The sequence below is a fragment of the Bradyrhizobium sp. ISRA436 genome, assembly GCF_029910015.1.
GTDB lineage: Bacteria > Pseudomonadota > Alphaproteobacteria > Rhizobiales > Xanthobacteraceae > Bradyrhizobium.
Genome location: NZ_CP094519.1, coordinates 6,133,413 through 6,155,624, shown reverse-complemented (window position 1 = coordinate 6,155,624; position 22,212 = coordinate 6,133,413). Strand labels below are relative to the sequence as shown.

Below are 22,212 nucleotides of genomic sequence, written 5' to 3'. Positions count from 1 at the left end.
CCAGGAAAGCCTTGAGACGGCCAGAAAAGAGATTGATGAAATTGCAAATTCGAAGGCATGGTTTGACGCGGCCTGGTCCGCCCGAGGTCGGCACGGCGTGCGCAGACGTGCGGTTCGCCTCCGCCGATCCAGTCGGTGCGATCGTGACGCCGCTGGCGGAGCGCGACTTAAGAGGTTGGCGAGAGGCGATCCACCTAGCGATTTCAATTCGTGAGCTGACACAGGCATTTCGGCGAAGCCTGTTCGGCGACGTCATCGCGCCGGCCGCTGAAAGCGAACTGGGGCGGAGCTTCCCCCTCGCATCGACGTTGATCCGTCGCCTTCGGGACGCGAAGGCGAGACCAGATCGTCAAGCCCCCGGCCTGTCCGGCCGATATCGATCACATCTCGAAACAGACTAGTCATTTCATCCATGCTCACCAGTGTCATCTCTTCCCGCCTGTTGTGGAACGTCGCGTCATGAAGGCGGAGATCTGGGCCCGGCCCAAAGAGCCCAGTCTGCCGGTGAGTGCGGCTGGTGCCAGCGCGGACTGCCTCGGCGCAATCCATAGCCGTTTGACCACTGCTTGCGCGCTCGCCAAGCTCGCTTCGCTCGATGGCGCCGAGCTCACGAGGAGCTGTCCGAATGCCACCACGCTGTTGTCGAATGTCGCCGCCGCCGTTGCTGGCCAAAACTCCGGCATCTCGACCCAACTGTTCAGCCTCGGCCATCTCAGCGATCTTGAGCGCAAGCTGGTTGGCGACGTGCTTGGAAAGGGGGAGGTCACCGGCATCGTTGCGCTGCCCGATGGCTCGCTAGCACATATCCAGGAGACCGCGCTTGCAGGAATCTGGTGCTTGCGCTTCGGGACTGAGACGGCACACCAGTACATCGAGGTTGGCGCGATTCCGATGATCGTGCGACGGGCTGCGACAGATTTGACGTCGACCGATCTCATGATCTATGCGCCGCCGGATGGAGCGATGAATGTACGACCGGTGCTTGCAGAAATCCGCGAGCGGGCGCTGGCTTGGCGCGAGGGCATGCGCGCGCAGATCATCAATTTCACCCTGTTGCCGATGAGCCCGGTCGATAGGTCATTCCTGCAGCAGAGCGTTGGCAATGGTCCGATCCAGCTCATCTTGCGTGACTACAGCACCTGCCGCGTGCAGGCAACGGGCATCCGGAACGTCTGGTCGGTGCAGTTCTTCAATTCAGTAGACGACATCATCCTGGATACTTTGGAGGTCGGCGGCATTCCGGAGATTGCGCTGGCGGCCGCCGAGGATTTGGAGGATTCCGCCGAACGCCTGCACGAAATCATCGAGGCTTGCTCCAAATGACGAGCTTCGACAATTGTGACGGCCGGCAGGATATGTCGACCGGCGCGCATGGAGTGCGGCATCTGCCGGATTGTCGACGATCCGGCCGAAGACGACGGGACGGCGCAGATCGCGATAGCAACGCCTTTCGCCGCATTGTCCGAGAGTTGGCGTGGCCCAAATTGCGATGCGCCCAAATCCAACTCCATATCGATTGATGATGACCACTGACGTCGAGCAGTGTCTAGGCGGGGGCGTGCAGGCCGGTACCCCGGCGCGGGAGAAGATGCTCGCCGCGGTCTGTCGCGACAGCTGCGGTCGCGACCTGGTGGTCCTTGATTGCACCTTGAGCATGCAAGCGTTCGGCCTTGGCGGGCGGCGTCGGCATAATGCGACGCAGATGAGATCGATCGGTCGTCGGCACAGCTTGACCGGGGGACGGACGGAGCGGCATCCGTGAGCGCTGCAGCCCGCAACCAGATCGATATCACCCTATCGCTATCGGGCGACACAATTGCCGCCGTCGAGGTCCTGCCGCGGGGTCGGCTCGAGCTGGCCCCGCTATTTTCCGGCAAACCGACCGTGTCGTTACTCAACGCGCTGCCGCGGCTATTTTCGTTATGCGCCATAGCGCATCAGGTGGCGTTCCTGTCCGCGGTCGAAGCGGCGCGTGGCGAGGACATCAATCTGGCGACCCGGCAGCATCGCATTGTCCTTGTCGTTGCCGAGCGGCTGGCGGAATTGCTGCGTGGGCTGTTTGTTGGGCATCTGGCGCTTGATTTCGCAAGCATGGCAGCGATCCGGGCCCTGATGCAGGATGCTTCCGTGCTCGTCGGCAGCGCCGCGGCGGGCTCCGACGCCTTCCGACGCGAGGCAACAGGCAGAGTTGCGGACAAATTGGCCGCGTTCGGCCTATCGAATGAAGGCGGCGCGCTGATGCCGGGTAGCCCGCTCGCGCGTCGCATCGCGGAGCTCGACAAGCTCGCATTAAAGCCTATGCCAACGCAGCACTCCTTCCTGTCCGTCGCCGACGACCGGACCATCGTCGAAGGGGCGTTCGTAAGTGATGCAGGATTCTTCGGTTGCACTGGTCGACAGGTGTATATGCCCGAAACAGGCCCATGGGCACGGCACGTGACCCGTAATGGACTCTCACCAAGTCGGTCTGGGCCGGCCGAGCGGATGAAAGCGAGGATCGATGAAATCGCCCAATTGTGTGCCTGGCTCAAGGCGGGCGCACATGACGAGGCCGCAGCGGATGGAACCGTCGAAAGTTACAGGCTGGGGCCGGGCCGCGGCGCGGCCGCAGTCGAATGCGCCAGGGGACGCCTCTATCATAAGATTGAGCTTGATCGTTACGGAAAGATCTCGCGCTTCGAATTCCTCGCACCGACTGAATGGAATTTCCACCCTCGCGGACCACTTGTCCGCAGCCTGCAGGGCGCGGTGCTGACGGCGGAACGGCATGGACAGGCGGCGGTTCGCGCCATGATTGCCTCGTTCGATCCTTGCGTCGCCTTCACTGTCAGTTTCGGCAGTACTTGCGATGCATGAAATGGCGCTTTGCGTGGACCTCATGGAGATCGTCGAGGACGAGGCGCGTCGGCGATCGGTCTCGAATGTAAGGACCATATGTCTTGAGCTCGGGGCATTGAGCGGTGTCGCTCCTGAAGCGATGAAGTTCTGTTTCCCGGTCGTTGCAGCACGGACGGTCGCCGACGGCGCGGTTCTCGAGATCGTCGAGTCACCCGGGCTTGCCTGGTGCATGGCGTGTTCGACGAGCGTCGAGATCGCGCAGCGCGGCGCACCGTGCCCTTGCTGCGGCAGCTATCAACTGCAGGTGACAGCGGGCGAACAGATGCGCCTGAGGGAGTTGGAGATCGACTGATGTGTATCGAATGCGGTTGCGGCGAAAGAGCGCCGACCACAGAATCCGGCCGATACCCCCGAGCCACGGCGGATCACCATCATCATGCGCATAGTCATTATGACGTGGAGCGCGACCATGTGCATGGCAGCCAAGACGAGCATCGTTGTCATCGCCGTCGTTCTCGAGACAGCCACGTTTGCCGACATGATCATGGTGCTCGGCAGGCTCATGGCGGGCAGCGGCGAGCAGATTGCAGTCCTGAAGCAGCAGATTTGACTCTCGCGCGCACAAGCGGCGAGCGAGTCATTCAGATCGAACGCGATATTCTGGCCAAGAACGATAGGATTGCGGCCGAGAACCGCGCGCGCTTCCTGACCGATGGTCTACTCGTATTCAATCTCGTCTCCAGCCCTGGTGCAGGTAAAACCTCACTGCTCGTCCGCGCGCTCGCGGAGCTCAAGCGGACGCATCTGGTTGGCGTGATCGAAGGCGACCAGCAGACGTCGAACGACGCCGAACGCATTCGCGCGACCGGCGTGCCCGCGATTCAAATCAATACCGGCAAGGGTTGTCATCTCGATGCTGAGATGGTCCGCCGCGCATATCGCCGCTTGCCGCCGCTCAAGCATGGTATTCTCTTCATCGAGAATGTCGGCAACCTGGTTTGTCCTGCGGCGTTCGATCTCGGCGAAGCCTGCAAGATCGTGATCTTCTCGACACCGGAGGGTGAAGACAAGCCGCTCAAGTATCCCGATATGTTTGCCGCATCGTCGCTGATGGTGATCAACAAGGTCGATCTGGAGCCGATGGTCGATTTTGACCGGCAACAGGCCACCGAATATGTGAGACGGATCAATCCAAAGATCGAAGTGATGAGTGTTTCGGCACGTAGCGGCGAAGGTGTTGCCGACCTCTGCGCCTGGATCCGGCGGCAGGCCGCGCATGGGCGCGATCTGGCCGAGGGCACGGCACGATGAGCGCGAATGGCAACGCGATCGGGCACCGAACGCGGCTGCGCGTGCGCATTAGCGGCGCCGTGCAGGGAGTTGGCTTTCGTCCGTACGTCTATCGTCTCGCCATCCGTTTCGGATTGTCAGGATTTGTTGCCAACGATTCCAAGGGCGTCATCGTCGAGATCGAAGGGGATCATACATCGGAATTTGTCGCCGCATTGCCGCTTGAGAGGCCTTCATTGGCGCGCATCGATCACATCGCTATTGAAGGGATCGGCGCCCTTGCGACGAAAGACTTTTCGATCCGCAGCAGCGAGCTGGGCAAACCTGCGACGCGGATCGTGGCTGACGCTGCGACCTGTCGGCAATGTCTTGATGAATTGTTCAACCCGGCCAGCCGTCATTACCTCTATCCCTTCATCAATTGCTCGCACTGTGGCCCGCGCTACACCATCACCGAACGGCTGCCGTACGATCGCCGCAACACCACGATGAAGTCCTTTGCGCTGTGCGACAGCTGCGCGGCCGAATATGCCGATCCGGCAAGCCGTAGATTTCATGCGGAGGGGATCGCGTGTCCGAGATGCGGTCCTCAGCTCAGCCACGGGGTCGACACCATTGCAGCGGCCATCGCCGGCGGCCAAGTCGTGGCGATCAAGGGAATCGGAGGGTATCAGCTGATCTGCGACGCACGCAACCGTGAGGTCGTGCAGCTTTTGCGCAGGAGGAAGCGGCGTGACCAGAAGCCGTTCGCGGTCATGGTCGGTTCCGCGGGACAGGTCGGTGAGATTGCCGACGCGAATGCGGCCGAACTTGCGCTGCTCGAATCCGTGTCCCGCCCGGTCGTTCTCCTGCCGTCGCGTAACAGTCTTGCGCCCGCAATAGCTCCGGGGCTGTCGCGTATTGGCGTCATGCTCCCGGTGGCTCCATTGCATCACCTGATCTTCCATGCGCTTCGTTCAGCAGTTCATGGGGAAAAATCTTCAGTCATCGTCAGCACCAGTGCCAATCTTGGCGGCGAACCGCTTCTGATTGATAATTCCGAGGCGCTGCAGCGCCTTGTGGGCATCGCAGATTTCATCGTGACCCACGATCGCGATATCCTGACGCGCGCCGATGATTCGGTCGTGCGGGTGGTGGCAGGACGACGCCAATTCATTCGTCGCGCCCGCGGCTACGTTCCGGACTCAATCCGCCTGGCGAGGTCGGTGCCGCCCATTCTTGCCGTCGGCGGTGCGCTAAAGTCGACAGTCACCATTACGCGAGGCGACGAAGCATTCGTTTCCCAGCATCTCGGCGATCTCGACACGAGCGAAGGCATCCGTTCTTTCGAAGAGACGATCCGGCACCTCACAACGACCCTTGACGTCAGGCCCGTTGTCATTGCCCATGATTTGCATCCCGACATGGCGTCGACCCGCTTTGCCGAAGCAAGCGGCTGCGCGCTGGTCGCCGTCCAGCATCATCACGCGCATGCCGCTGCTGTCATTGCAGAGCATGGCCTTACGGAGCCCGCGCTCGCCCTGCTGCTCGATGGCCACGGTTATGGCTCTGACGGTAGCAATTGGGGTGGCGAGCTATTGCTGTGCGAAGGCGCGAAATTTCGACGCATTGGACACCTTGCGCCCCTGCAAATGCCCGGCGGAGATCGTGCGGTCCGCGAGCCCTGGCGCATGGCGAGCGCTATATGTCATTCATTGGGGCGGGGACGCGAAATCAAACGTCGGTTTGCGGCACAGCCACAGGCCGAGCGTCTGCAATCATTGCTCGAACGACCCGGCGGCGTCACCACGACCAGCGCCGGGCGGCTGTTCGATGCCGCAGCAGCGCTTTTGGGCGTCGTGCCGTTGCAGAGCTACGAGGGCGAAGCTGCGATGAAGCTCGAGGCACATGTGCAGCGGCCGGCGGTGCTAGAGGGTGGCTGGATGATCGATGACGGCGTGCTGTCGCTTCGCCCGCTGTTTGCGCGCCTGATTGCAGACGACATTGACGCCGAGGAAGGAGCTGGCTTGTTTCATGGCACGTTTGCTGCCGCCTGCGTTGACTGGGTCGTGCGAGCTGCGCGGACGACCGGCATCGCCACCGTCGTGCTGAGCGGTGGCTGTTTCATGAATGCGGTGCTTGCGAACGAAATCGAGTACCGTTGCGTTGCGGCTGGCCTCACTCCGCTGGTCGCTCAGCAGGTTCCGCCCAATGACGGAGGCCTGAGCCTCGGGCAGGCCTGGATCGCTGCTCTGCAGATTGCCGAACGGTCGTCAGCCGTGGGAGGAATAGTCTGAAATGTGTCTCTCGGTACCTGCGGAGATCGCGCAAATTCTTCCAGACGACATGGCCATCGTCTCCGTCGATGGTGTCAGCATGGAAATATCAACCGCACTCATCGCCGATCCGGGTGTTGGAGACTACGTCCTCGTCCATGTCGGTTACGCCCTGGCCAGAATAGACGCGGCCGAAGCCAAGCGCACGCTGGAGCTGCTGCAGGACGTGGGTTCTGAGGGCCGGGAATTGCGGCCATGAAATATGTCGTTGAATTTCGCAATAAGACGATCGCGCAGGGGCTCGCCGGTGCGATTGGCGCCGAAGCCGATTTACGACGGGCCTACCGCTTCATGGAGTTCTGCGGCGGACATACGCATGCGATCTCCCGCTATGGCCTCGAGGATCTGCTGCCGGCAAATATCCGGTTGATCCACGGACCGGGGTGTCCCGTCTGTGTTCTCCCCGCCAGCCGGATCGACATGGCGATTAGGCTTGCGGACCGGACAGAGGTCACTGTGTGTGTTTACGGAGACCTGATGCGTGCCCCTGGCTCGCAAGGACAGTCCTTGTTACGGGCCAAGGCGCTCGGCGCTGACATTCGGATGGTCTACTCGACCCTTGATGCAATCCGGATTGCCGAACAGATGCCGAAACGCGAGGTGGTCTTCTTTGCCATCGGATTTGAGACCACGACACCGGCGACGGCGGTGATGGTTCGGCTTGCCAGGAAGAAGCGATTGAAGAATCTCAGCGTGTTCTGCAATCACGTGCTTACGCCTTCGGCGATGCACAGCATTCTGAAGAACCGCAACGCCCACGATATCGGTCGGGTCGAAATTCACGGCTTCGTCGGGCCCGCACATGTCAGCACCATCATCGGTACGGAGCCCTACGAATCCCTGGCGGAAGAGTTCGGCAAGCCAATCGTGATCGCGGGATTTGAACCGCTCGACGTGATGCAGGCGATCCTGATGCTGGTCCGGCAGGTGAACCAAGGCCGTCATGAGGTCGAGAACCAATACAGCCGCGCGGTGAAGCGCGAAGGCAACCGGCGGGCCAAGGAAGAAGTGCTCGATATTTTCGAACTTCGAGACCCGTTCGAATGGCGCGGCCTCGGGCTCGTACCCAATAGTGGGCTGAAGCTGAAGCAGGCTTACGCCCAATTCGATGCCGAAGTGCGGTTCTCGATGCACGAACTGCACGTCGCCGACAATCCGGTATGCGAGTGCTGCGCTATTCTGCGCGGCATGAAGAGGCCGGTTGACTGCAAGCTATTCGGAACCGCCTGCACGCCCGAAACCCCGATCGGGGCGTGCATGGTTTCGTCCGAAGGCGCCTGCGCGGCATATTGGACATACGGTCGTCTTCGCGACTATCAACCAAAGCGCGTATCACGAGAATGAACACCTATCACCGCAAGCTTGATATCAAGAATGGATGCGTCGACCTTTCCCATGGCTCGGGAGGACGCGCCATGGGGCAGCTGATCTCTAGCCTGTTTCACGAGGCCTTCGGCAATGAATGGCTCGACCGCTGCAACGATCAGTCGGCCTTTGATGTCAGCACCGGCCGGATGGTCATGACGACCGACGGCTATGTGGTTTCACCGCTGTTCTTTCCGGGGGGCAATATCGGCTCTCTTGCGGTGCACGGCACCATCAATGACGTCGCGATGGCCGGCGCGCGTCCGCTCTATCTGTCGGCAAGTTTCATCATCGAGGAGGGGTTCCGCCTCTCTGACCTAAAGATGATTGCAGATTCGATGGGTGAGGCGGCGCGCGGCGCCGGCGTTTCCATCATCACGGGCGACACCAAAGTCGTCGAACGCGGCAAAGCGGATGGCCTGTTCATCACCACGACCGGGCTCGGTCGTCTCTCCGATGGACTTGATCTCTCCGCCGAAAAGGCAAGGGTGGGCGACCGTGTGCTGGTCTCGGGCTGTCTCGGCGAGCATGGTGTGGCGATCATGTCGAGACGCCAGAACCTCGCTTTTCAGACTGAGATCGTCTCGGATTCCGTGGCATTGCATGGCCTCGTGGCCGTCATGGTTGCTGCCGGCGGCAATGGTATCCGGGTCATGCGCGATCCGACGCGCGGTGGCCTGGCCGCAGCGCTCAACGAAATTGCTCATCAATCGAGGCTTGGATTCCGTCTGCAAGAGGAGGCCATTCCGCTGAAGCCAGCGGTTGCGGCCGCGTGCGAGCTCCTTGGACTTGATCCGCTCCATGTCGCCAACGAAGGCAAACTCGTTGCCATCGTGGCGCCCGACGTCGCCCGTTCCGTGCTTGCCGCGATGAAGGCGCATCCGCTTGGTTGCGATGCAGCTGATATTGGCGAGGCCATAGCTGACGATCATCGGTTCGTGCAGCTGTCGACCAGCTTTGGCGGCGGACGAATCATCGATTGGCTCTCCGGCGAACAATTGCCTCGCATATGCTGAGCAGTCGTCGTACGCATTTGGTGGCAAGGGCAGCCGCTCGTCAGCAACCGCTCCCCGGACACGTGCTCCCAGCGAATGTTTTCGGCGTCCCGCGCAAGTCCATAGTCGTGGTCCACCCATGTCGCACCGTCGAGAACGAGCCCCGCCGGCTCCTCATCACGCAGCGAGATGCAAAGCGCTCAACCCGTCTGGCCCTCGCCTGGCTTTGGAGTATCAAACCGTCTCCATGTCCAGGAGGTGACGTGCTGGCACGCTCTAAGATCGCTGTCGCCTGCTCAAGACGTTCAGCTTCTGCTGAGACCCAATTTGATGCGGCATCGGGGGCGGTTATGGGATGCGACCCGTTCATTGGCACTTGCCAGTGCGCGAGGACGCACCTTCGGAATCATCGAAACGAAGCGCCGCTTCTGTGCGAAAAGGCGCGCGACCGCGCTGGTCCGAAGCTTCGCAAAAGCTATCAGATTCGATTTGGTCGGCGTCCATTCGTTGAATCCTGCGCATCTGGACAAAAATCGCTGAAATCCTGCGCCATTTGCGCGGCTGCCTCACAATATCGCGGTGCTGTTCCGATTAGAAAAGCCGTCCAAGCGAGGAGATTGCAAATGAAGATCGGGGTCCCCAAGGAAATCAAGGCCCACGAATATCGTGTGGGATTGACCCCCGGCGCTGTCCGCGAATATGTGGCCGCCGGCCACAGTGTGGCGGTCGAGCGCGATGCCGGTGCTGGTATTGGTGCTACAGATGACAATTATCGCAAGGCTGGCGCCACGATTTTGGATTCCGCGCGTGAGGTATTCGCGTCGAGCGAGATGATCGTAAAGGTCAAGGAACCTCAGCCGTCCGAGTGGACGCAACTGCGAGAGAACCAGATCCTCTTCACGTACCTGCATCTGGCGCCAGATCCAGAGCAGGCCAATGGTCTTCTAAAGTCTGGGTGCACCGCTATCGCTTATGAGACCGTGACTGATACGCATGGCGGCTTGCCGTTGCTCGCGCCGATGAGCGAAGTCGCCGGCCGCCTCGCGATTGAAGCGGCTGGCAGCGCCCTGAGGCGATATGCAGGCGGACGCGGGCTGTTGATTGGTGGTGTGCCGGGCGTTCCGCCGGCCCGGATCGTGGTGATTGGGGGTGGCGTTGTTGGGACCCATGCGGCTCGCATGGCGGTTGGTTTAGGTGCCGAAGTCACCATTATTGACCGTTCAATCCCCCGGCTGCGCGAGCTGGATGAGCTCTTCGGGGGACGCGTTCGGACGAGGTTCTCGACGATCGACAGCGTCGAAGAAGAGGTATTGGCGGCGGATGTGGTCGTCGGCGCGGTGCTCATTCCCGGGGCCAGCGCGCCGAAACTGGTCAGCCGCAGCATGTTGGGTTCGATGCGCAAAGGCGCGGTGATCGTCGATGTCGCTATCGATCAGGGCGGCTGCTTTGAGACGTCACACCCAACCACCCACGCCGATCCAACTTACGAGGTCAATGGCGTCATTCACTATTGTGTGGCCAATATGCCTGGAGCCGTTCCACTGACCTCGAGCCAGGCGCTGAATAACGCGACGCTGCCATTTGGGTTGGCCCTCGCCAACAACGGTTTCGCAGCCGTGCTCGAAAATCCGCATCTTCGCGCAGGCCTCAATGTTTATCGGGGTCGGCTTACCTACAAGGCTGTAGCCGAAAGTCTCGGCTTGCCATTCTCACCGATCGAACAGGCTGCTGCCTGATCCCAGAGGCCCCATGGCGGGCGTTTCCTCCCTGACTTGGGCCACTCCTTTGGAGTGGCCTTTTTTTAGCCGTCGTCTTGGTCGCACCTTGTGGCGCGAGAGATTGGCGGGGTTCGCAGTTTCTTGAAAGAATCGGCTCGTGGCCATGTTTGACCATGTCCTCAAGTCGGACGTGGCGACGGGCCGCTTGGATGTGGTCGCGGAGACAGGACGAGGCCATGGTTCTCGAGGGATGACCAGACCCTGCCGGTCGAGGAGATGCCGGTACTGGGCGCGCGACGTTTGCGACGTTGCCTGGCGACACGGGTTGAACCGCAACAAGCGTTCACCTGGCGACGCGGGGCCTGCCAACGGCGGACAGCGCAGATTGACGGGCCGCGGCTTTTGCCGACCGTGCTAGACGAGCCGGCGCCAGCCGTAGGCCAAGATCGCAAGGCGCAGCAGTGCACGGTCAAGCCGGATTTCGGGTCTCGAGATTGAGGTCGACGGCATCACGATTCGGGTCGGTGGCGGTTCCGCCGCGGCAAGCATTGATGCCATTGTCCATGCGCTGAAGGCGCCCCGGTGATCGGGCCGTCCGGAGCCCAGCAAAGTCTTGATACTGCGATGGCGGGCTCGACTGACTGATGCTTTGCGCCGGCAAATCCGCGGAGCATCCACTGCGAATGGTTCGTTGGACTCATTCGTCGATTGGCGACTGGCGAGGTAGACGATCCACTTCCAACTGCGCAGGTTCATCGTCAAGCAATCGCAGAAGCTCTCCTTGAGGGAACTGCTCTGGATTGAAAGTAAGCTCTTCTGGATCGACGAAGAACGGCTGGGCAGGGGGATTGTCGCGTCGTCCGTGAAGCTCGTCATACAAGTCCTTTTCCAGTCGTAGAAGCTCATCTGATGGGACGGACACTGACGACGGAATGGAGTGATCATCCAGATGATCCAGCACTCGCTGAAGCTCCCCTTGCGAAATCTGCTCCGGATTGAACGCGACGTGCCCCTGGATGACAGCCGACGGTGCGGGTTGATCATCCCGTGGATCCTGGAGCTCATCTGCTTGCGCGGATTCATTATCGAGTAGTCGCCGAAGTTCTCCCGCAGGGAGCTGCTCTGGATTGAAAGCAAGCTCCTCTGGATCGACGAGGAACGGCTGGGCAGCGGGATTATCCCATTGTCCGTGAAGCTCGTCATGCAAGTCCGCTACCAGTCGCGGAAGCTCGTCTGGTCGGACGGAGACTGCTGACGGCGTGGGTTGATCATCGAGATGGTTCAGCACTCGCCGATGCTCTCCCTGAGAAGTCTGCTCTGGATCGAACGCGACGTGCCCGTGGGTGATGGCCGACGGGGCCGGCTGATCATCTCGTGGTTCCTGAGATTCCACTGGCCGACCGCCAGCTTCGCGCGATGCACTGTGCGCGGCGGTGGCGGCGTCGTCGACGCGCCTCGGTTCCATCGGGACCGCGTTCTCAGCGGCCACATTCAGGGCGTGAAGATTGAGCTTGGCGCGAGAACGGCCTGGGCGTACGACGGGCGCCACCCCGCCCGTCGATCGAAACGTCCGAAGATGCTCCAATGCCTTAAGGAGTCTCGCGTTATTACTCTTTCCGCTAAACTCCTGTACGTCAGCGCCATCGCTCAGCGACTTACTGTCGAGCCGCGCAATAATGCTCGGTTTGTTTTTTGCGAAGAGCCAACGGCTAAAGCCAAGAAGAGAGGTTACACAGCTCTTCGCCGCGGGGGCGGTCATTCCGGCCTTGATGAGGGCCTCCTCGAGCCTCAGGATGACGGGAAGATCCTCGGAATAAAGAGGCCGCTTGTCCCACTGTTCCCGTATAACGATCCCCGTTGGTTGAGCCAGCTGCCGCGCCGAGGCCGCCGTCATTGCTCCAGCACCGCGATCTGAATTGGCGATCTCGCCTACCTGTCGCTCAATGGCAACGCTTTGCGAATCGTTTGAGGTCCTCGGCCTCTTCGCTGGCCTCAACTCAGCTGTATCATGCTCATGGCTGATGATGACCTCCTCGCCTGGCAGGAGGTTTGTCCTGAAAGGTGCACCCATCGGCTCGTGCGGGGACTGCTGGTCGCTAGATGCGTCTACCGCTGGGGGGATCGTGCGCGGCCGCTCGCGGGAAACTAAATGGCCGGAATCATGATACGCACGAAGGATGCCTAACCCTGTCTTCATGCCTACGTCTTTCGAGAAGTGAGTGTTGACGTGATCGACCAGGGACTGGTGATCCCCTAGATCAATCATTTGGCCACGAGCGCGCAGATCATTCCCTAATCGACGAAGTGCCTGAGTATAAAGCCTAACCGTGTTCGGTTGTGGGTTCTTCTGAGCCGCATATCGAGCAATCGCCCTATCGATAAGGACCCGGTCTTCTGTAGACAGATGGGGATAATGGTCGCGGTCAGGGTACCGACGCGCGACGGGAGCGGGATGGCCATGATATGCACGAAGGACGCTCACCCCTACCTTCATGGCTTCGTTTTTCGAAAAGTAGGTGTTGACGTGATCGACCAGGGACTGGTGGTCCCCTAGATCAGTTGTTCGGCCGCGAGCGCGCAGATCATTTCCCAATCGCCGAAGCGCCTGAGTATAAAGCCTAACCGTGTTCGGTTGTGGGTTTTTCTGAGCCGCATATTGCCTAACCGCGCTATCGATAAGGTTCCAGTCTTCTGTAGACAGATGGGGATAGCGGTCACGGTCGGAGCCCCCACTGGCGATGGGAGTGGTATCGGCTTGGCTTGCCTCGGCCAAGTGCTGCTCAAAGCCCTCTTGCCCGGCCTGGCCCGCCCGTGGCTCCTCCGAGACGGCGTGCTGCACCTGCGACCAAGCCGGTACATCAAATGGATCAGAATTGTACGGGTCCACGCTAGTCTCACATCCAAATAATCAATAGAGCTGGTCCTTACTATGGATGAGCTTTCGAGAAGCTGACGAGGCCGTCGCTCGCGAAGCAATGCATCGCCACATCGCAAAAACAAGTCTGCGGCGCGGCACTCAATGGCCGCGGAGCGTTGTTTGCGTTTCAAGCCCCGTCTTGCCTCTCTCTACGTACTGCGGAATCCTCTCAAACAGGTCCTTCACGTACGAGAGCGGGAAGTTCGGGTCACGTGTCCTGCGCTGCAATCAGGATTGCCGCGCAGCATTCTGCCCGTCAGGTTCTCGACAGCTATCCCTCCTAGGGAGAAGTGTAAGTCTGTCCAGCCGGCGGAAGTGGATCGTAAATGAGAAACATCGGAGCGCTCCATTCTCGGGGTGCTTGGTGCGGCAAGTTGGGACCGTAATCACGGTTTGCTGGGTCCGACGTCAGGAACGCACTCTGAGCTGAACCCTCAAATGCCGGCGACGTCTCGCTCTAATCCAGGCGCATACGATCAGCGCTTTCCGGCGCTTCATCTTCGAAAGTGGGTACAGATGAACTTCGTCTCAATGAATCGGGGGCGTCAACAGACGGATAGCGTGGACACGCAAGATGTCGCTCCGGCCGACTCGTCGGCAGAGGGACCCGCCTTTCAGCGGCAGCTGAGCGAAGTCGCTGTCCCGTCCACTCGCGTGCTCACGCAGGTCCGCGCCCATCAAGCGGATGCATCGCGATCTGAGGCGCGGCCCGTCACGCGGGCAAGTGGGCGCCCATATACGCCGGCTCCGCACGGCGAAGGCAGTGGAACGACGCTGAATGCTGCGCCGCTCATGGAGCTGGACCGTATCGTGGATGGCACAGTCCAGCACAGCGCTTCGCATGGAGCTGTCGGCTGGCCAGAGGTTCTCCTTGCAGAAGGTCACGATCAGGACCAGCTTTGGGGGATCATGGACGAACCCCGCCCTTCGTTATCTCTGGAGCCAACCGAGCGCCGTCAGCCACCTGATGCACAAGCGAGCTTTCATCAGGTGAATTGGCAGCACAACCACCACAGCGCTGCGGACCGGCTGATGGGTGCGTCAGGCAGGAACAACTTCCTGTCAGACGAGGAGATCCTCGACGATGAGCATGAATCAGGCAATTCGAGAGCGAAGCGAGGCGCTGCCATTGAGCGGCAGCCGAATGAAATCGGCAATTTGCGGAGTCGCCTGCGAACGCAGTCCTGGGCCCATGAGGTTAGTGCATCATCATTGGACGCGCAGGCCATGATGGTGGCCAGTGGGCACGAAGACATCCCAGCACTGCATGCCGAAGAGGACGGGGCGATGCTGGGCGCCTCAGCGCTGCAGACCGGTCAGTCCAATGGGGTGGTGGTAGGTCGCAGCGAGGAGCCGCTTTATGCCAAAGATGCGTTCCTTATTTCCGGGCTTAAGGAGGCGCTCCTCAGGGGTGGCGCTGCCGAGAGCACCGCTACGAGCAACATCGGGTTTCTGCTCGGTTTGGGCCGCTGGCTATTTGCGAACGACAAGCCTAGCATTGCTGATCGGCTTCATGACGAGTCCATGGACGAAGATGTCGAGGAGTTCATAGCAAGACGTGGCACGGTGAACGTCCGTTGGGCACTAGCTCATCTGCGGACCTCTCAGTCGACGGGAGGAGTCGCGCCGATCGCGGCACGCCCTGACCTGACTCCCTATCCCGAGGACAGGACTCTCATCAAAGAGTACAAACAACGAGCAGCGTCGGCCGGAACTTCGAGTACCGCCCAAACCTATGCAACTCTTCTCACGGATTTCAGCCACCACCTGCGTGCAAACAACCTGCCGGGCATTGCTGCTCGGCTTCTCGACGAGACATGGAATGAAGACGAATCACTAAATGAAGAGATCAAGCGCTACAAGGACGCCGGTGGTCACAGAAGTATCGGCGCGGCACTTGATCATCTCCGTGAGGGAGCGAGAAAACCCAACGTTGCTCCTCTTTATTCCGAAGACGCGCTCTTGGTTTCCGGCCTTCAAGGCGCACTCGTTGAGGCAGGGTACAAGAAGATCACCGCTACGGCGAATTATGTTCGTCCTCTTCGCAGGTTCGGCCGGTGGCTCTTTGCAAACAAGAAGCCGGGAATAGCTGCTCGTCTTCACGACAAGTCGCTGGACAGCGACGCTGAGATATTCGACAAAAGTCGAAGGCGGCTCGTTCTTACCGCACTAGATCGTCTCCGGGCCTCCCAGTCGGCAGGCGGAGTCGCGTCAATCACTGACCGGGCAGGGGGGAGTGAGGCCGCGACTAAGCAGGGCGGGTCGCAGCCAGCGTTCAGCTGGCCAGCGGCACTGTCTGAGGGGGACGATCAGGATTTATTTTTTGGGACGGTCGACCAAGCCGGTGCATTGTCCTGTCTTCAGCCGCCGCGACATGGCCTGGCATTGGACCCTGCAGAATCCCTTCTTCCCTCGAACGGGCGCCACCATGATCACGAGCCGACGGATGAACGTCACACGAGCACCGTCGTGCCTGGCGAGCAGGTTCTCATGAGCGATGAGCCTGATGTCGGGAACTTGAGATCAGCGAAGAGAAAGAAGACGCTAAGCGGTCCGCAGGGCGCCGCTGTTGAGCAGCAGGTGATGCGGCCGCCATCCCACCAACTGGAGGCGTCACCATCGCAGAGGCAGGCTCGGATGCCATGGCGTGCGCACGAATACGCCCCGCCGGCACATCCAGTCGCGAGGCATGTCGGAGACATGGCTTGGCAGCACAACCCATTGGGTGACGCCGTGAGGCCATTGGTCTTCTCGAAAGGGCACGCTCAGAATAAGCTTCCGGTAGTGCTGGAAGGCGGCCCATCATGGTCCGCCTTAGTCCCGCTGGCGCGGCCCCGGGAGTCGGAACAAGTCGGATCGCAGGAACCCGCCAAGTCTACCTCAACCGGGGCACTGCAGATGCCACTCGAACTTGATTGGAGCAAGTGGCCGAGCTCGGAAACTCCGCCCTCCTTGCCTGTCCCAGCTCAGCTTCCGTCCAGGTCGTACCACTTGCATGATGATGCCATCGTTCCGAGCACGCCCAACACGTTTGCGTCCGAAAGCCTGCGGGCGCCGGACCAGCCGATCGCCGAGCAAATGCCAGCCGAAGACGCGGAGCTCTTGGCGAAGTTTCGTTTAGACGCCGAGCGGCGCAAGCTCACACCAGGGGCGATCGGTAACAGCGTTTCCGGACTTGGGGTGTTCATTCGATTTCTCCACGCGATTAATAAGGGACCTTTAGCTTCCCGGTTGCGAGGCGGTTCATCACTGGACGAAGAGATTTCGGTATACAAGAGCCTGGGGCGAGACTCTCGGAACAGCATTAAATCGACTTTGAATGTTCTCCGGCGGCTCTTGCGTGGGGGCGAAGAGGCCGAAGCCGTCGAACCCCGTGTCCTTGGTCGGCCCCGTCAACTGATCCCTCATCCCGAAGACGCCCCGCTCATCGAGGCCGCGCTCTGCCAAAGCTTGAACGATCTTAGAACCCCGACTACGAAGCTGAGGCAGGCTGCGCAGCAACGGGCTAGACGTCTTCGTGCGCTGAGTGCATGGCTTAAAAAAAATGGCAGGGGAACCATAACTGGGAGACTTAACGGCTCTAGTGAGGAGCAGTTAAAGCTGGACAACGATGTATTTGCGTTCCAACGGACTGGAGCCAGAATTCACGGCCCAGATTTGTCGTATCTTCGCAACTACTTAAAACTCATCGAGGCGAACCGAGAGCTGGGGCTGCAAGTCCGCGAGCAGCCGAGCTCGCAGGGCGCTCGGCAGTCCGGCTCGGCGCAGGAGCTTCCTCCGACGCCAGCCACCCCGAGCGTGGGAGCTTGGGCTTGGTTGGGGGAGCAGATGCAAGAACCAGCATCACCATCAACTGCCAGTGCCCCGTCACGGACCTACGGCGGTCTTGATCCATTTATTGATCTGAATGCGCCGACGCCGTCCGAGTTGCGCGACGATACTCACTTTGCGCCAGCGCCCTCTGCCGGGCCTCGCTCAGACACCTATGGCGGTCTTGAGTCATTAGTTGATCTGAATGCGCCGACACCGTCCGAACTGCGCGACGATGCTCACTTTGCGTCAGCGCCCTCTGCCAGGCCTCGCTCAGACACCTATGGCGGTCTTGAGTCATTTGTTGATCTGAATGCGCCGACGCCGTCCGAACTGCGCGACGATGCTCACTTTGGGCCAGCGCATCTTGCCAGGGCTCGTTCAGACACCTATGGTGGTCTTGAGCCATTTGTTGATCTGAATGCGCCGACGCCGTCCGAAGTGCGCGACGATGCTCACTTTGCGCCGGTGCATCTTGCCGTGGCTCGCTCAGACACTTACGGCGGTCTTGAGTCATTTGTTGATCTGAATGCGCCGACGCCGTCCGAGTTGCGCGACGATGCTCACTTTGCGCCGGCGCCCTCTGCCAGAGCTCGCTCAGACACTTACGGCGGCCTTGAGCCATTTGTTGATCTGAATACGCCGACGGCGTCCGACTTGCACGACGATGCTCACTTTGGGCCAGCGCACCCCGTCAGGGCTCGCTCAGACACCTACGCCGGCCTTGAGTCATTTATTGATCTGGATGCGCCTACGCCGCAGGAGCTGCGTCGTGATGACGCTCATCATGCGCCGTTCCCGCGCACATCCGCCGATGCTCAGATCGGAGCTTTGGATCCGACAACCTCCTCTCACGGCCGAAGCGGAGTAGAGCTCGGCGCCACCGAATGGCTGGGCGACGAGCATATTCAAAGGGATTACGAGCTCCTGGCGCAGGAGTTGCAGATGGACCATCCGGAGCTCGCCGCTCGGACGCAGTTCGTGGATCCCCTCATAGCCCACTATCAACTGCGATTCGGCACCGCGAGCGACATGCACCGCGCAATCCGGCGCATCGTCTACGATCCGAATGGAAATGATACCGCCGACTTCGTGTTCCTGCCCGTGAACGATGCTACGGCTCCCAATCGCCGCGGCAACCATTGGTCGCTGCTGCTCCTTGATCGCCGCACGCGAGGAGAGCCGGTTGCCTATCACTACGACTCTGTCCGGCGACACAACGACGAGGCGGCAGAGCAGCTCGCACGACGGCTGCGCGCCCGCCTGGCGTCACCCGGCATGGCCCAGCAGCGGAATAGCTATGATTGCGGCCTCTTTTTGGTGGACGGCACGCGGGCGCTGGTTCGACGATTGGCCCAAGGAGAGCAGCCAAGGCACGAGCCGATGCACCTTGACGACCTCGTCATCAACCGGCAGTCGCTCCAGGACCGACTTCGATCTCATCCTGGCTTGGGCTGATGGAACTGGGTGGAGCGGCTCTCCCGGACACTAGACCGTGGGCCTCGCCTGAGCGAGCGGATCAGGGCAACGTCTCGCAGCGCTGTTAGATCAGGCCGGTCCAGCGGGCGAGATGCGCGATCTTTGGATCGTTGGAAAGCTAGCGAGAAACATGCGCGCATCAAGGTGAGCAGGGACTCAGGAGTTCCACGCTCGGTCCCAAGTGACGCAGCAATCCGGCCAAGTGGATCGTACTGACTTTGAGAATTGCGGTAGTCCCAGACAAGCCCTGAGACGCGCGATCGGCGGCGGGCCTTGGCTACGCACCATCCGGGACGCGTTTGCCCGCTGCCATCGCCGCCAATCTGCTGATACCGTGCAGACGCGGATCAGACGAACTGTCATTGCGCCGGTCCTCGATCGTGCCGCCATAGCCGAAATCGCGCCGCGGCTGCCGCACTTCCGATATCGAAAACCTATCCATTGCGGTTTGGGGCGACTCCGGGCGCTTGAGCGTATCCGGGACGCGCGACTGAAGACAGGTGATCGCAACCGCGATACAAAGACGTTGTATCGGAGCAGGCGAACCCAGCTCACCTGCACGGGTTAATCGGCGCCAGCTTGTATGGGCCGAAAAGGTATGGCCTCGAAGCAATCGTTTACGGTCACGATTGTAGAACTTGCGACACATTGTCGAGGCCGCAACATGCGCGCAACGCATCTCAACCGAGATACATGAACGCCAGAAGTTTGGCACAATCCTTGAAGGGAAGTTGCGGTCCATATTGGCTGATCAAGGATTCGGAGTGATGGCTTACAAGATAATCGCCTCTCAGTGCACCGCGTGCGGAGCATGCGAGTTCGAATGTCCCAACGCCGCAATCAGTCTCAAGAACGACATGTACGTCATCAATCCGAAGAAATGCACCCAATGCGAGGGGCGTTTCGAGGCGCCGCAATGCGCCGTTGTATGCCCGGTGCCCGGCACCTGCGTACCAGCATAAAGGAGCGGTCGATGAGTGGCTCCGCAGCGCGCAGCGAATGTGAGAGGTTTGTCGGCGGCTATCACCTTTCCGGTCGATGGCCTGGTTGCGCCCGCTGCGCCCGAGAAGGCTGTGATCTCTGCGATCAGGCGCGCGCCGCAGCACTCGCCGGAATAGCCTAGCATCATCCTTACGTGGTTGGAGCGAACAATGGTAGCTGTAGAAGAGACGGTCGAGCGCGTCCGGCGCATCGACGTCGACCAGTATCGATATGGGTTTGAGACGCTGATCGAGTCCGACAAGGCTCCCAAGGGGCTGTCGGAAGACACCGTCCGATTTATCTCCGCGAAAAAGGACGAGCCGGCCTGGATGCTGGAATGGCGCCTGGAGGCGTTTCGCCGCTGGCTGACTATGACGGAGCCGACCTGGGCCCGTGTCAATTATCCGAAGATCGATTATCAGGACATCTACTATTACGCGGCGCCGAAGCCGAAGAAGGCGCTGTCCTCGATCGAGGAGATCGATCCCGAAATTCTCAAGACCTACGAGAAGCTCGGCATCCCGCTTCGTGAGGTCGCGATTCTGGAGGGCGTCGAACCTGCGCCCGGCGGCGAGCCGTCGGCCAGCCGCAAGATCGCAGTCGATGCCGTGTTCGATTCGGTTTCCGTTGCCACCACCTTCAAGGCGGAGCTGAAGAAGGCCGGCGTGATTTTCATGCCGATCTCGGAGGCGATCCGCGAGCACCCGGAGCTGGTGCAGAAATATCTCGGCAGCGTGGTGCCGACCTCCGACAACTTCTTCGCGAGGCTCAACTCGGCGGTGTTCTCCGACGGCTCGTTCGTCTACGTGCCGCCGGGCGTGCGCTGCCCGATGGAGCTGTCGACCTATTTCCGCATCAACGAGCGCAACACCGGCCAGTTCGAGCGTACGCTGATCATCGCCGACAAGGGCTCCTACGTCTCCTATCTCGAAGGCTGCACCGCGCCGCAGCGCGACGAGAACCAGTTGCATGCCGCCGTGGTCGAGCTCGTCGCGCTCGATGACGCCGAGATCAAGTATTCGACGGTGCAGAACTGGTATCCGGGCAATTCGGAAGGCAAGGGCGGCATCTACAATTTCGTCACCAAGCGTGGCGACTGCCGCGGCAAGCATTCGAAGATCTCCTGGACCCAGGTCGAGACCGGATCGGCGATTACCTGGAAATATCCGAGCTGCATCCTGCGCGGCGACAATTCGAGCGGCGAGTTCTACTCGATCGCGATCTCGAACGGCTTCCAGCAGGTCGACTCCGGCACCAAGATGCTTCACCTCGGCAAGAACACCTCGAGCCGGATCATCTCCAAGGGCATCGCGGCCGGCAAATCGCAGAACACCTATCGCGGCCTGGTCAGCGCCAACCGCAAGGCCACCGGCGCGCGCAACTATACCGCCTGCGACTCGCTTTTGATCGGCGACAAGTGCGGCGCGCACACCATGCCCTATATCGAGGCCAAGAATTCGTTAACGACGTTCGAGCACGAGGCGACCACCTCGAAGATCTCCGAGGACGTGCTGTTCTACTGCATCCAGCGCGGACTCTCGCAGGAAGAAGCCATCGGCCTGGTCGTCAACGGCTTCGTGAAGGGCGTACTTCAAAAGCTGCCCATGGAGTTCGCGGTGGAAGCGCAGAAGCTGATCTCGATCTCGCTCGAAGGGGCCGTCGGATAGTTGCATGTGCCGCGAGCATGCCAAATGCAGCTCGCCCTATGGAATGCTGTATTGCGGGATGAGCTAGTATGCCATTACTCGAAATCCGAGATCTGCATGTTCGTGTCGAGGACCGCGAAATACTTCGAGGGCTCGACCTTTTGGTCAATGCCGGCGAGGTGCACGCGATCATGGGGCCGAACGGCTCCGGCAAGTCGACGCTCTCCCACGTCATCGCCGGCAAGCCGGGTTACGAGGTGACGGACGGACAGATTCTGTTTCGGGGCGAAGATCTCCTGGCGATGCAGCCGAACGAGCGTGCGGCGAAGGGCGTGTTCCTGGCGTTCCAATATCCGCTCGAGATTCCTGGGGTCGCCACCATGAACTTCCTGCGCACGGCGTTCAATGCCCAGCGCAAAGCGCGCGGCCAAGAGGAGTTCTCTACGCCGGCCTTTCTGAAGAGGGTTCGCCAGGTCGCCAAGTCGCTGAGCATCCCGCAGAGCGCGCTGAAGCGCGGCGTCAATGTCGGCTTCTCCGGCGGAGAGAAGAAGCGCAACGAGATCTTGCAGATGGCACTGTTCGAGCCGAGTCTATGCATATTGGATGAGATAGATTCCGGCCTCGATATCGACGCGATGCGGGTCGTGGCCGCCGGAATCAACGCGCTTCGTTCGCCGGACCGCGCGATCGTCATCATCACCCACTATCAGCGGCTTCTGAACCACGTCGTGCCGGATACCGTGCACGTGATGGCGAGAGGGCGCGTGAAGAAGAGCGGCGATAAGCACCTCGCGATCGAGCTTGAGGCCTCCGGATACGCCCGATACGGGGACGCGGCTTGAGGCCTCGATGGATTTT

Annotated in this window: 17 protein-coding genes; 16 read left to right on the top strand and 1 reads right to left on the bottom strand. The window is 60.5% G+C overall.

Annotation, left to right across the window (positions count from 1 at the left end):
• Positions 1 to 35 precede the first annotated feature (35 nt).
• The 12 genes from MTX23_RS28645 (at position 36) to ald (ending at position 10,539) form a co-directional block, all read left to right on the top strand.
• Entirely contained in the window at positions 36 to 401 is a 366-nt protein-coding gene (locus tag MTX23_RS28645) for a hypothetical protein (protein ID WP_280973481.1), read from the top strand.
• 58 nt (positions 402 to 459) lie between these two features.
• Positions 460 to 1,323 (top strand): hydrogenase expression/formation protein, encoded by an 864-nt coding sequence (locus MTX23_RS28640; RefSeq protein WP_280973479.1) that lies wholly within the window; start codon positions 460 to 462, stop codon positions 1,321 to 1,323.
• A 48-nt stretch (positions 1,324 to 1,371) separates the two neighbouring features.
• The gene (locus MTX23_RS28635; protein ID WP_280973478.1) at positions 1,372 to 1,533 is read left to right on the top strand and encodes a rubredoxin; all 162 of its coding nucleotides are present in this window, start codon (positions 1,372 to 1,374) and stop codon (positions 1,531 to 1,533) included.
• A gap of 225 nt (positions 1,534 to 1,758) precedes the next feature.
• Positions 1,759 to 2,856 (top strand): nickel-dependent hydrogenase large subunit, encoded by a 1,098-nt coding sequence (locus tag MTX23_RS28630; RefSeq protein ID WP_280973477.1) that lies wholly within the window; start codon positions 1,759 to 1,761, stop codon positions 2,854 to 2,856.
• Positions 2,849 to 3,190, top strand: a complete 342-nt coding sequence (gene hypA, locus MTX23_RS28625) for a hydrogenase maturation nickel metallochaperone HypA (protein ID WP_280973476.1) — start codon at positions 2,849 to 2,851, stop codon at positions 3,188 to 3,190. Before MTX23_RS28630 ends, hypA begins: the two co-directional genes overlap by 8 nt.
• Before the next feature lie 123 nt (positions 3,191 to 3,313).
• Positions 3,314 to 3,448, top strand: a complete 135-nt coding sequence (locus MTX23_RS36475) for a hypothetical protein (protein ID WP_348637528.1) — start codon at positions 3,314 to 3,316, stop codon at positions 3,446 to 3,448.
• The gene (hypB, locus tag MTX23_RS28620) at positions 3,445 to 4,149 is read left to right on the top strand and encodes a hydrogenase nickel incorporation protein HypB (RefSeq protein WP_348637527.1); all 705 of its coding nucleotides are present in this window, start codon (positions 3,445 to 3,447) and stop codon (positions 4,147 to 4,149) included. Before MTX23_RS36475 ends, hypB begins: the two co-directional genes overlap by 4 nt.
• Positions 4,146 to 6,404 carry a carbamoyltransferase HypF gene (gene hypF, locus MTX23_RS28615; protein WP_280973473.1) on the top strand — a complete coding sequence of 753 codons (2,259 nt, stop codon included), beginning with the start codon at positions 4,146 to 4,148 and terminating at the stop codon, positions 6,402 to 6,404. Before hypB ends, hypF begins: the two co-directional genes overlap by 4 nt.
• Before the next feature lies 1 nt (position 6,405).
• Complete coding sequence (locus MTX23_RS28610) at positions 6,406 to 6,642, top strand: HypC/HybG/HupF family hydrogenase formation chaperone (protein ID WP_280973472.1); 237 nt, start codon at positions 6,406 to 6,408, stop codon at positions 6,640 to 6,642.
• Positions 6,639 to 7,787, top strand: coding sequence for a hydrogenase formation protein HypD (gene hypD / locus MTX23_RS28605; protein ID WP_280973470.1), 1,149 nt, complete (start codon positions 6,639 to 6,641; stop codon positions 7,785 to 7,787). The genes MTX23_RS28610 and hypD overlap by 4 nt, the downstream gene beginning before the upstream one ends.
• Positions 7,784 to 8,824 (top strand): hydrogenase expression/formation protein HypE, encoded by a 1,041-nt coding sequence (gene hypE / locus MTX23_RS28600; protein WP_280973468.1) that lies wholly within the window; start codon positions 7,784 to 7,786, stop codon positions 8,822 to 8,824. The genes hypD and hypE overlap by 4 nt, the downstream gene beginning before the upstream one ends.
• A gap of 602 nt (positions 8,825 to 9,426) precedes the next feature.
• The gene (gene ald, locus MTX23_RS28595) at positions 9,427 to 10,539 is read left to right on the top strand and encodes an alanine dehydrogenase (RefSeq protein ID WP_280973467.1); all 1,113 of its coding nucleotides are present in this window, start codon (positions 9,427 to 9,429) and stop codon (positions 10,537 to 10,539) included.
• A gap of 679 nt (positions 10,540 to 11,218) precedes the next feature.
• Here ald and MTX23_RS28590 read toward each other — a convergent pair.
• Positions 11,219 to 13,408 (bottom strand): hypothetical protein, encoded by a 2,190-nt coding sequence (locus MTX23_RS28590; RefSeq protein ID WP_280973465.1) that lies wholly within the window; start codon positions 13,406 to 13,408, stop codon positions 11,219 to 11,221.
• An 822-nt stretch (positions 13,409 to 14,230) separates the two neighbouring features.
• Between MTX23_RS28590 and MTX23_RS28585 the strand changes: the two genes are divergently transcribed.
• From MTX23_RS28585 to sufC, 4 genes are all read left to right on the top strand, one after another.
• The gene (locus MTX23_RS28585) at positions 14,231 to 18,706 is read left to right on the top strand and encodes a Ulp1 family isopeptidase (RefSeq protein ID WP_280973464.1); all 4,476 of its coding nucleotides are present in this window, start codon (positions 14,231 to 14,233) and stop codon (positions 18,704 to 18,706) included.
• A gap of 788 nt (positions 18,707 to 19,494) precedes the next feature.
• A complete protein-coding gene (locus MTX23_RS28580) occupies positions 19,495 to 19,689 on the top strand; it encodes a 4Fe-4S binding protein (protein WP_280973463.1) in 195 nt (64 codons plus the stop codon).
• 189 nt (positions 19,690 to 19,878) lie between these two features.
• Positions 19,879 to 21,375, top strand: coding sequence for a Fe-S cluster assembly protein SufB (sufB, locus tag MTX23_RS28575; protein ID WP_280973461.1), 1,497 nt, complete (start codon positions 19,879 to 19,881; stop codon positions 21,373 to 21,375).
• Positions 21,376 to 21,443: 68 nt separating this feature from the next.
• Entirely contained in the window at positions 21,444 to 22,196 is a 753-nt protein-coding gene (gene sufC / locus MTX23_RS28570) for a Fe-S cluster assembly ATPase SufC (RefSeq protein WP_280973460.1), read from the top strand.
• Positions 22,197 to 22,212 lie beyond the last annotated feature (16 nt).

Bases quoted from the DNA above. Each gene is read 5' to 3' on its own strand.
- hypE (WP_280973468.1), top strand. From the start codon at position 7,784: ATGAACACCTATCACCGCAAGCTTGATATCAAGAATGGATGCGTCGAC.
- hypA (WP_280973476.1), top strand. From the start codon at position 2,849: ATGCATGAAATGGCGCTTTGCGTGGACCTCATGGAGATCGTCGAGGAC.
- MTX23_RS28640 (WP_280973479.1), top strand. From the start codon at position 460: ATGAAGGCGGAGATCTGGGCCCGGCCCAAAGAGCCCAGTCTGCCGGTG.
- MTX23_RS28610 (WP_280973472.1), top strand. From the start codon at position 6,406: ATGTGTCTCTCGGTACCTGCGGAGATCGCGCAAATTCTTCCAGACGAC.
- MTX23_RS28645 (WP_280973481.1), top strand. From the start codon at position 36: ATGAAATTGCAAATTCGAAGGCATGGTTTGACGCGGCCTGGTCCGCCC.
- hypD (WP_280973470.1), top strand. From the start codon at position 6,639: ATGAAATATGTCGTTGAATTTCGCAATAAGACGATCGCGCAGGGGCTC.
- MTX23_RS28635 (WP_280973478.1), top strand. From the start codon at position 1,372: ATGGAGTGCGGCATCTGCCGGATTGTCGACGATCCGGCCGAAGACGAC.
- MTX23_RS28580 (WP_280973463.1), top strand. From the start codon at position 19,495: ATGGCTTACAAGATAATCGCCTCTCAGTGCACCGCGTGCGGAGCATGC.
- sufC (WP_280973460.1), top strand. From the start codon at position 21,444: ATGCCATTACTCGAAATCCGAGATCTGCATGTTCGTGTCGAGGACCGC.
- MTX23_RS36475 (WP_348637528.1), top strand. From the start codon at position 3,314: ATGGCAGCCAAGACGAGCATCGTTGTCATCGCCGTCGTTCTCGAGACA.
- sufB (WP_280973461.1), top strand. From the start codon at position 19,879: ATGGTAGCTGTAGAAGAGACGGTCGAGCGCGTCCGGCGCATCGACGTC.
- ald (WP_280973467.1), top strand. From the start codon at position 9,427: ATGAAGATCGGGGTCCCCAAGGAAATCAAGGCCCACGAATATCGTGTG.
- MTX23_RS28585 (WP_280973464.1), top strand. From the start codon at position 14,231: ATGGAGCTGGACCGTATCGTGGATGGCACAGTCCAGCACAGCGCTTCG.
- hypF (WP_280973473.1), top strand. From the start codon at position 4,146: ATGAGCGCGAATGGCAACGCGATCGGGCACCGAACGCGGCTGCGCGTG.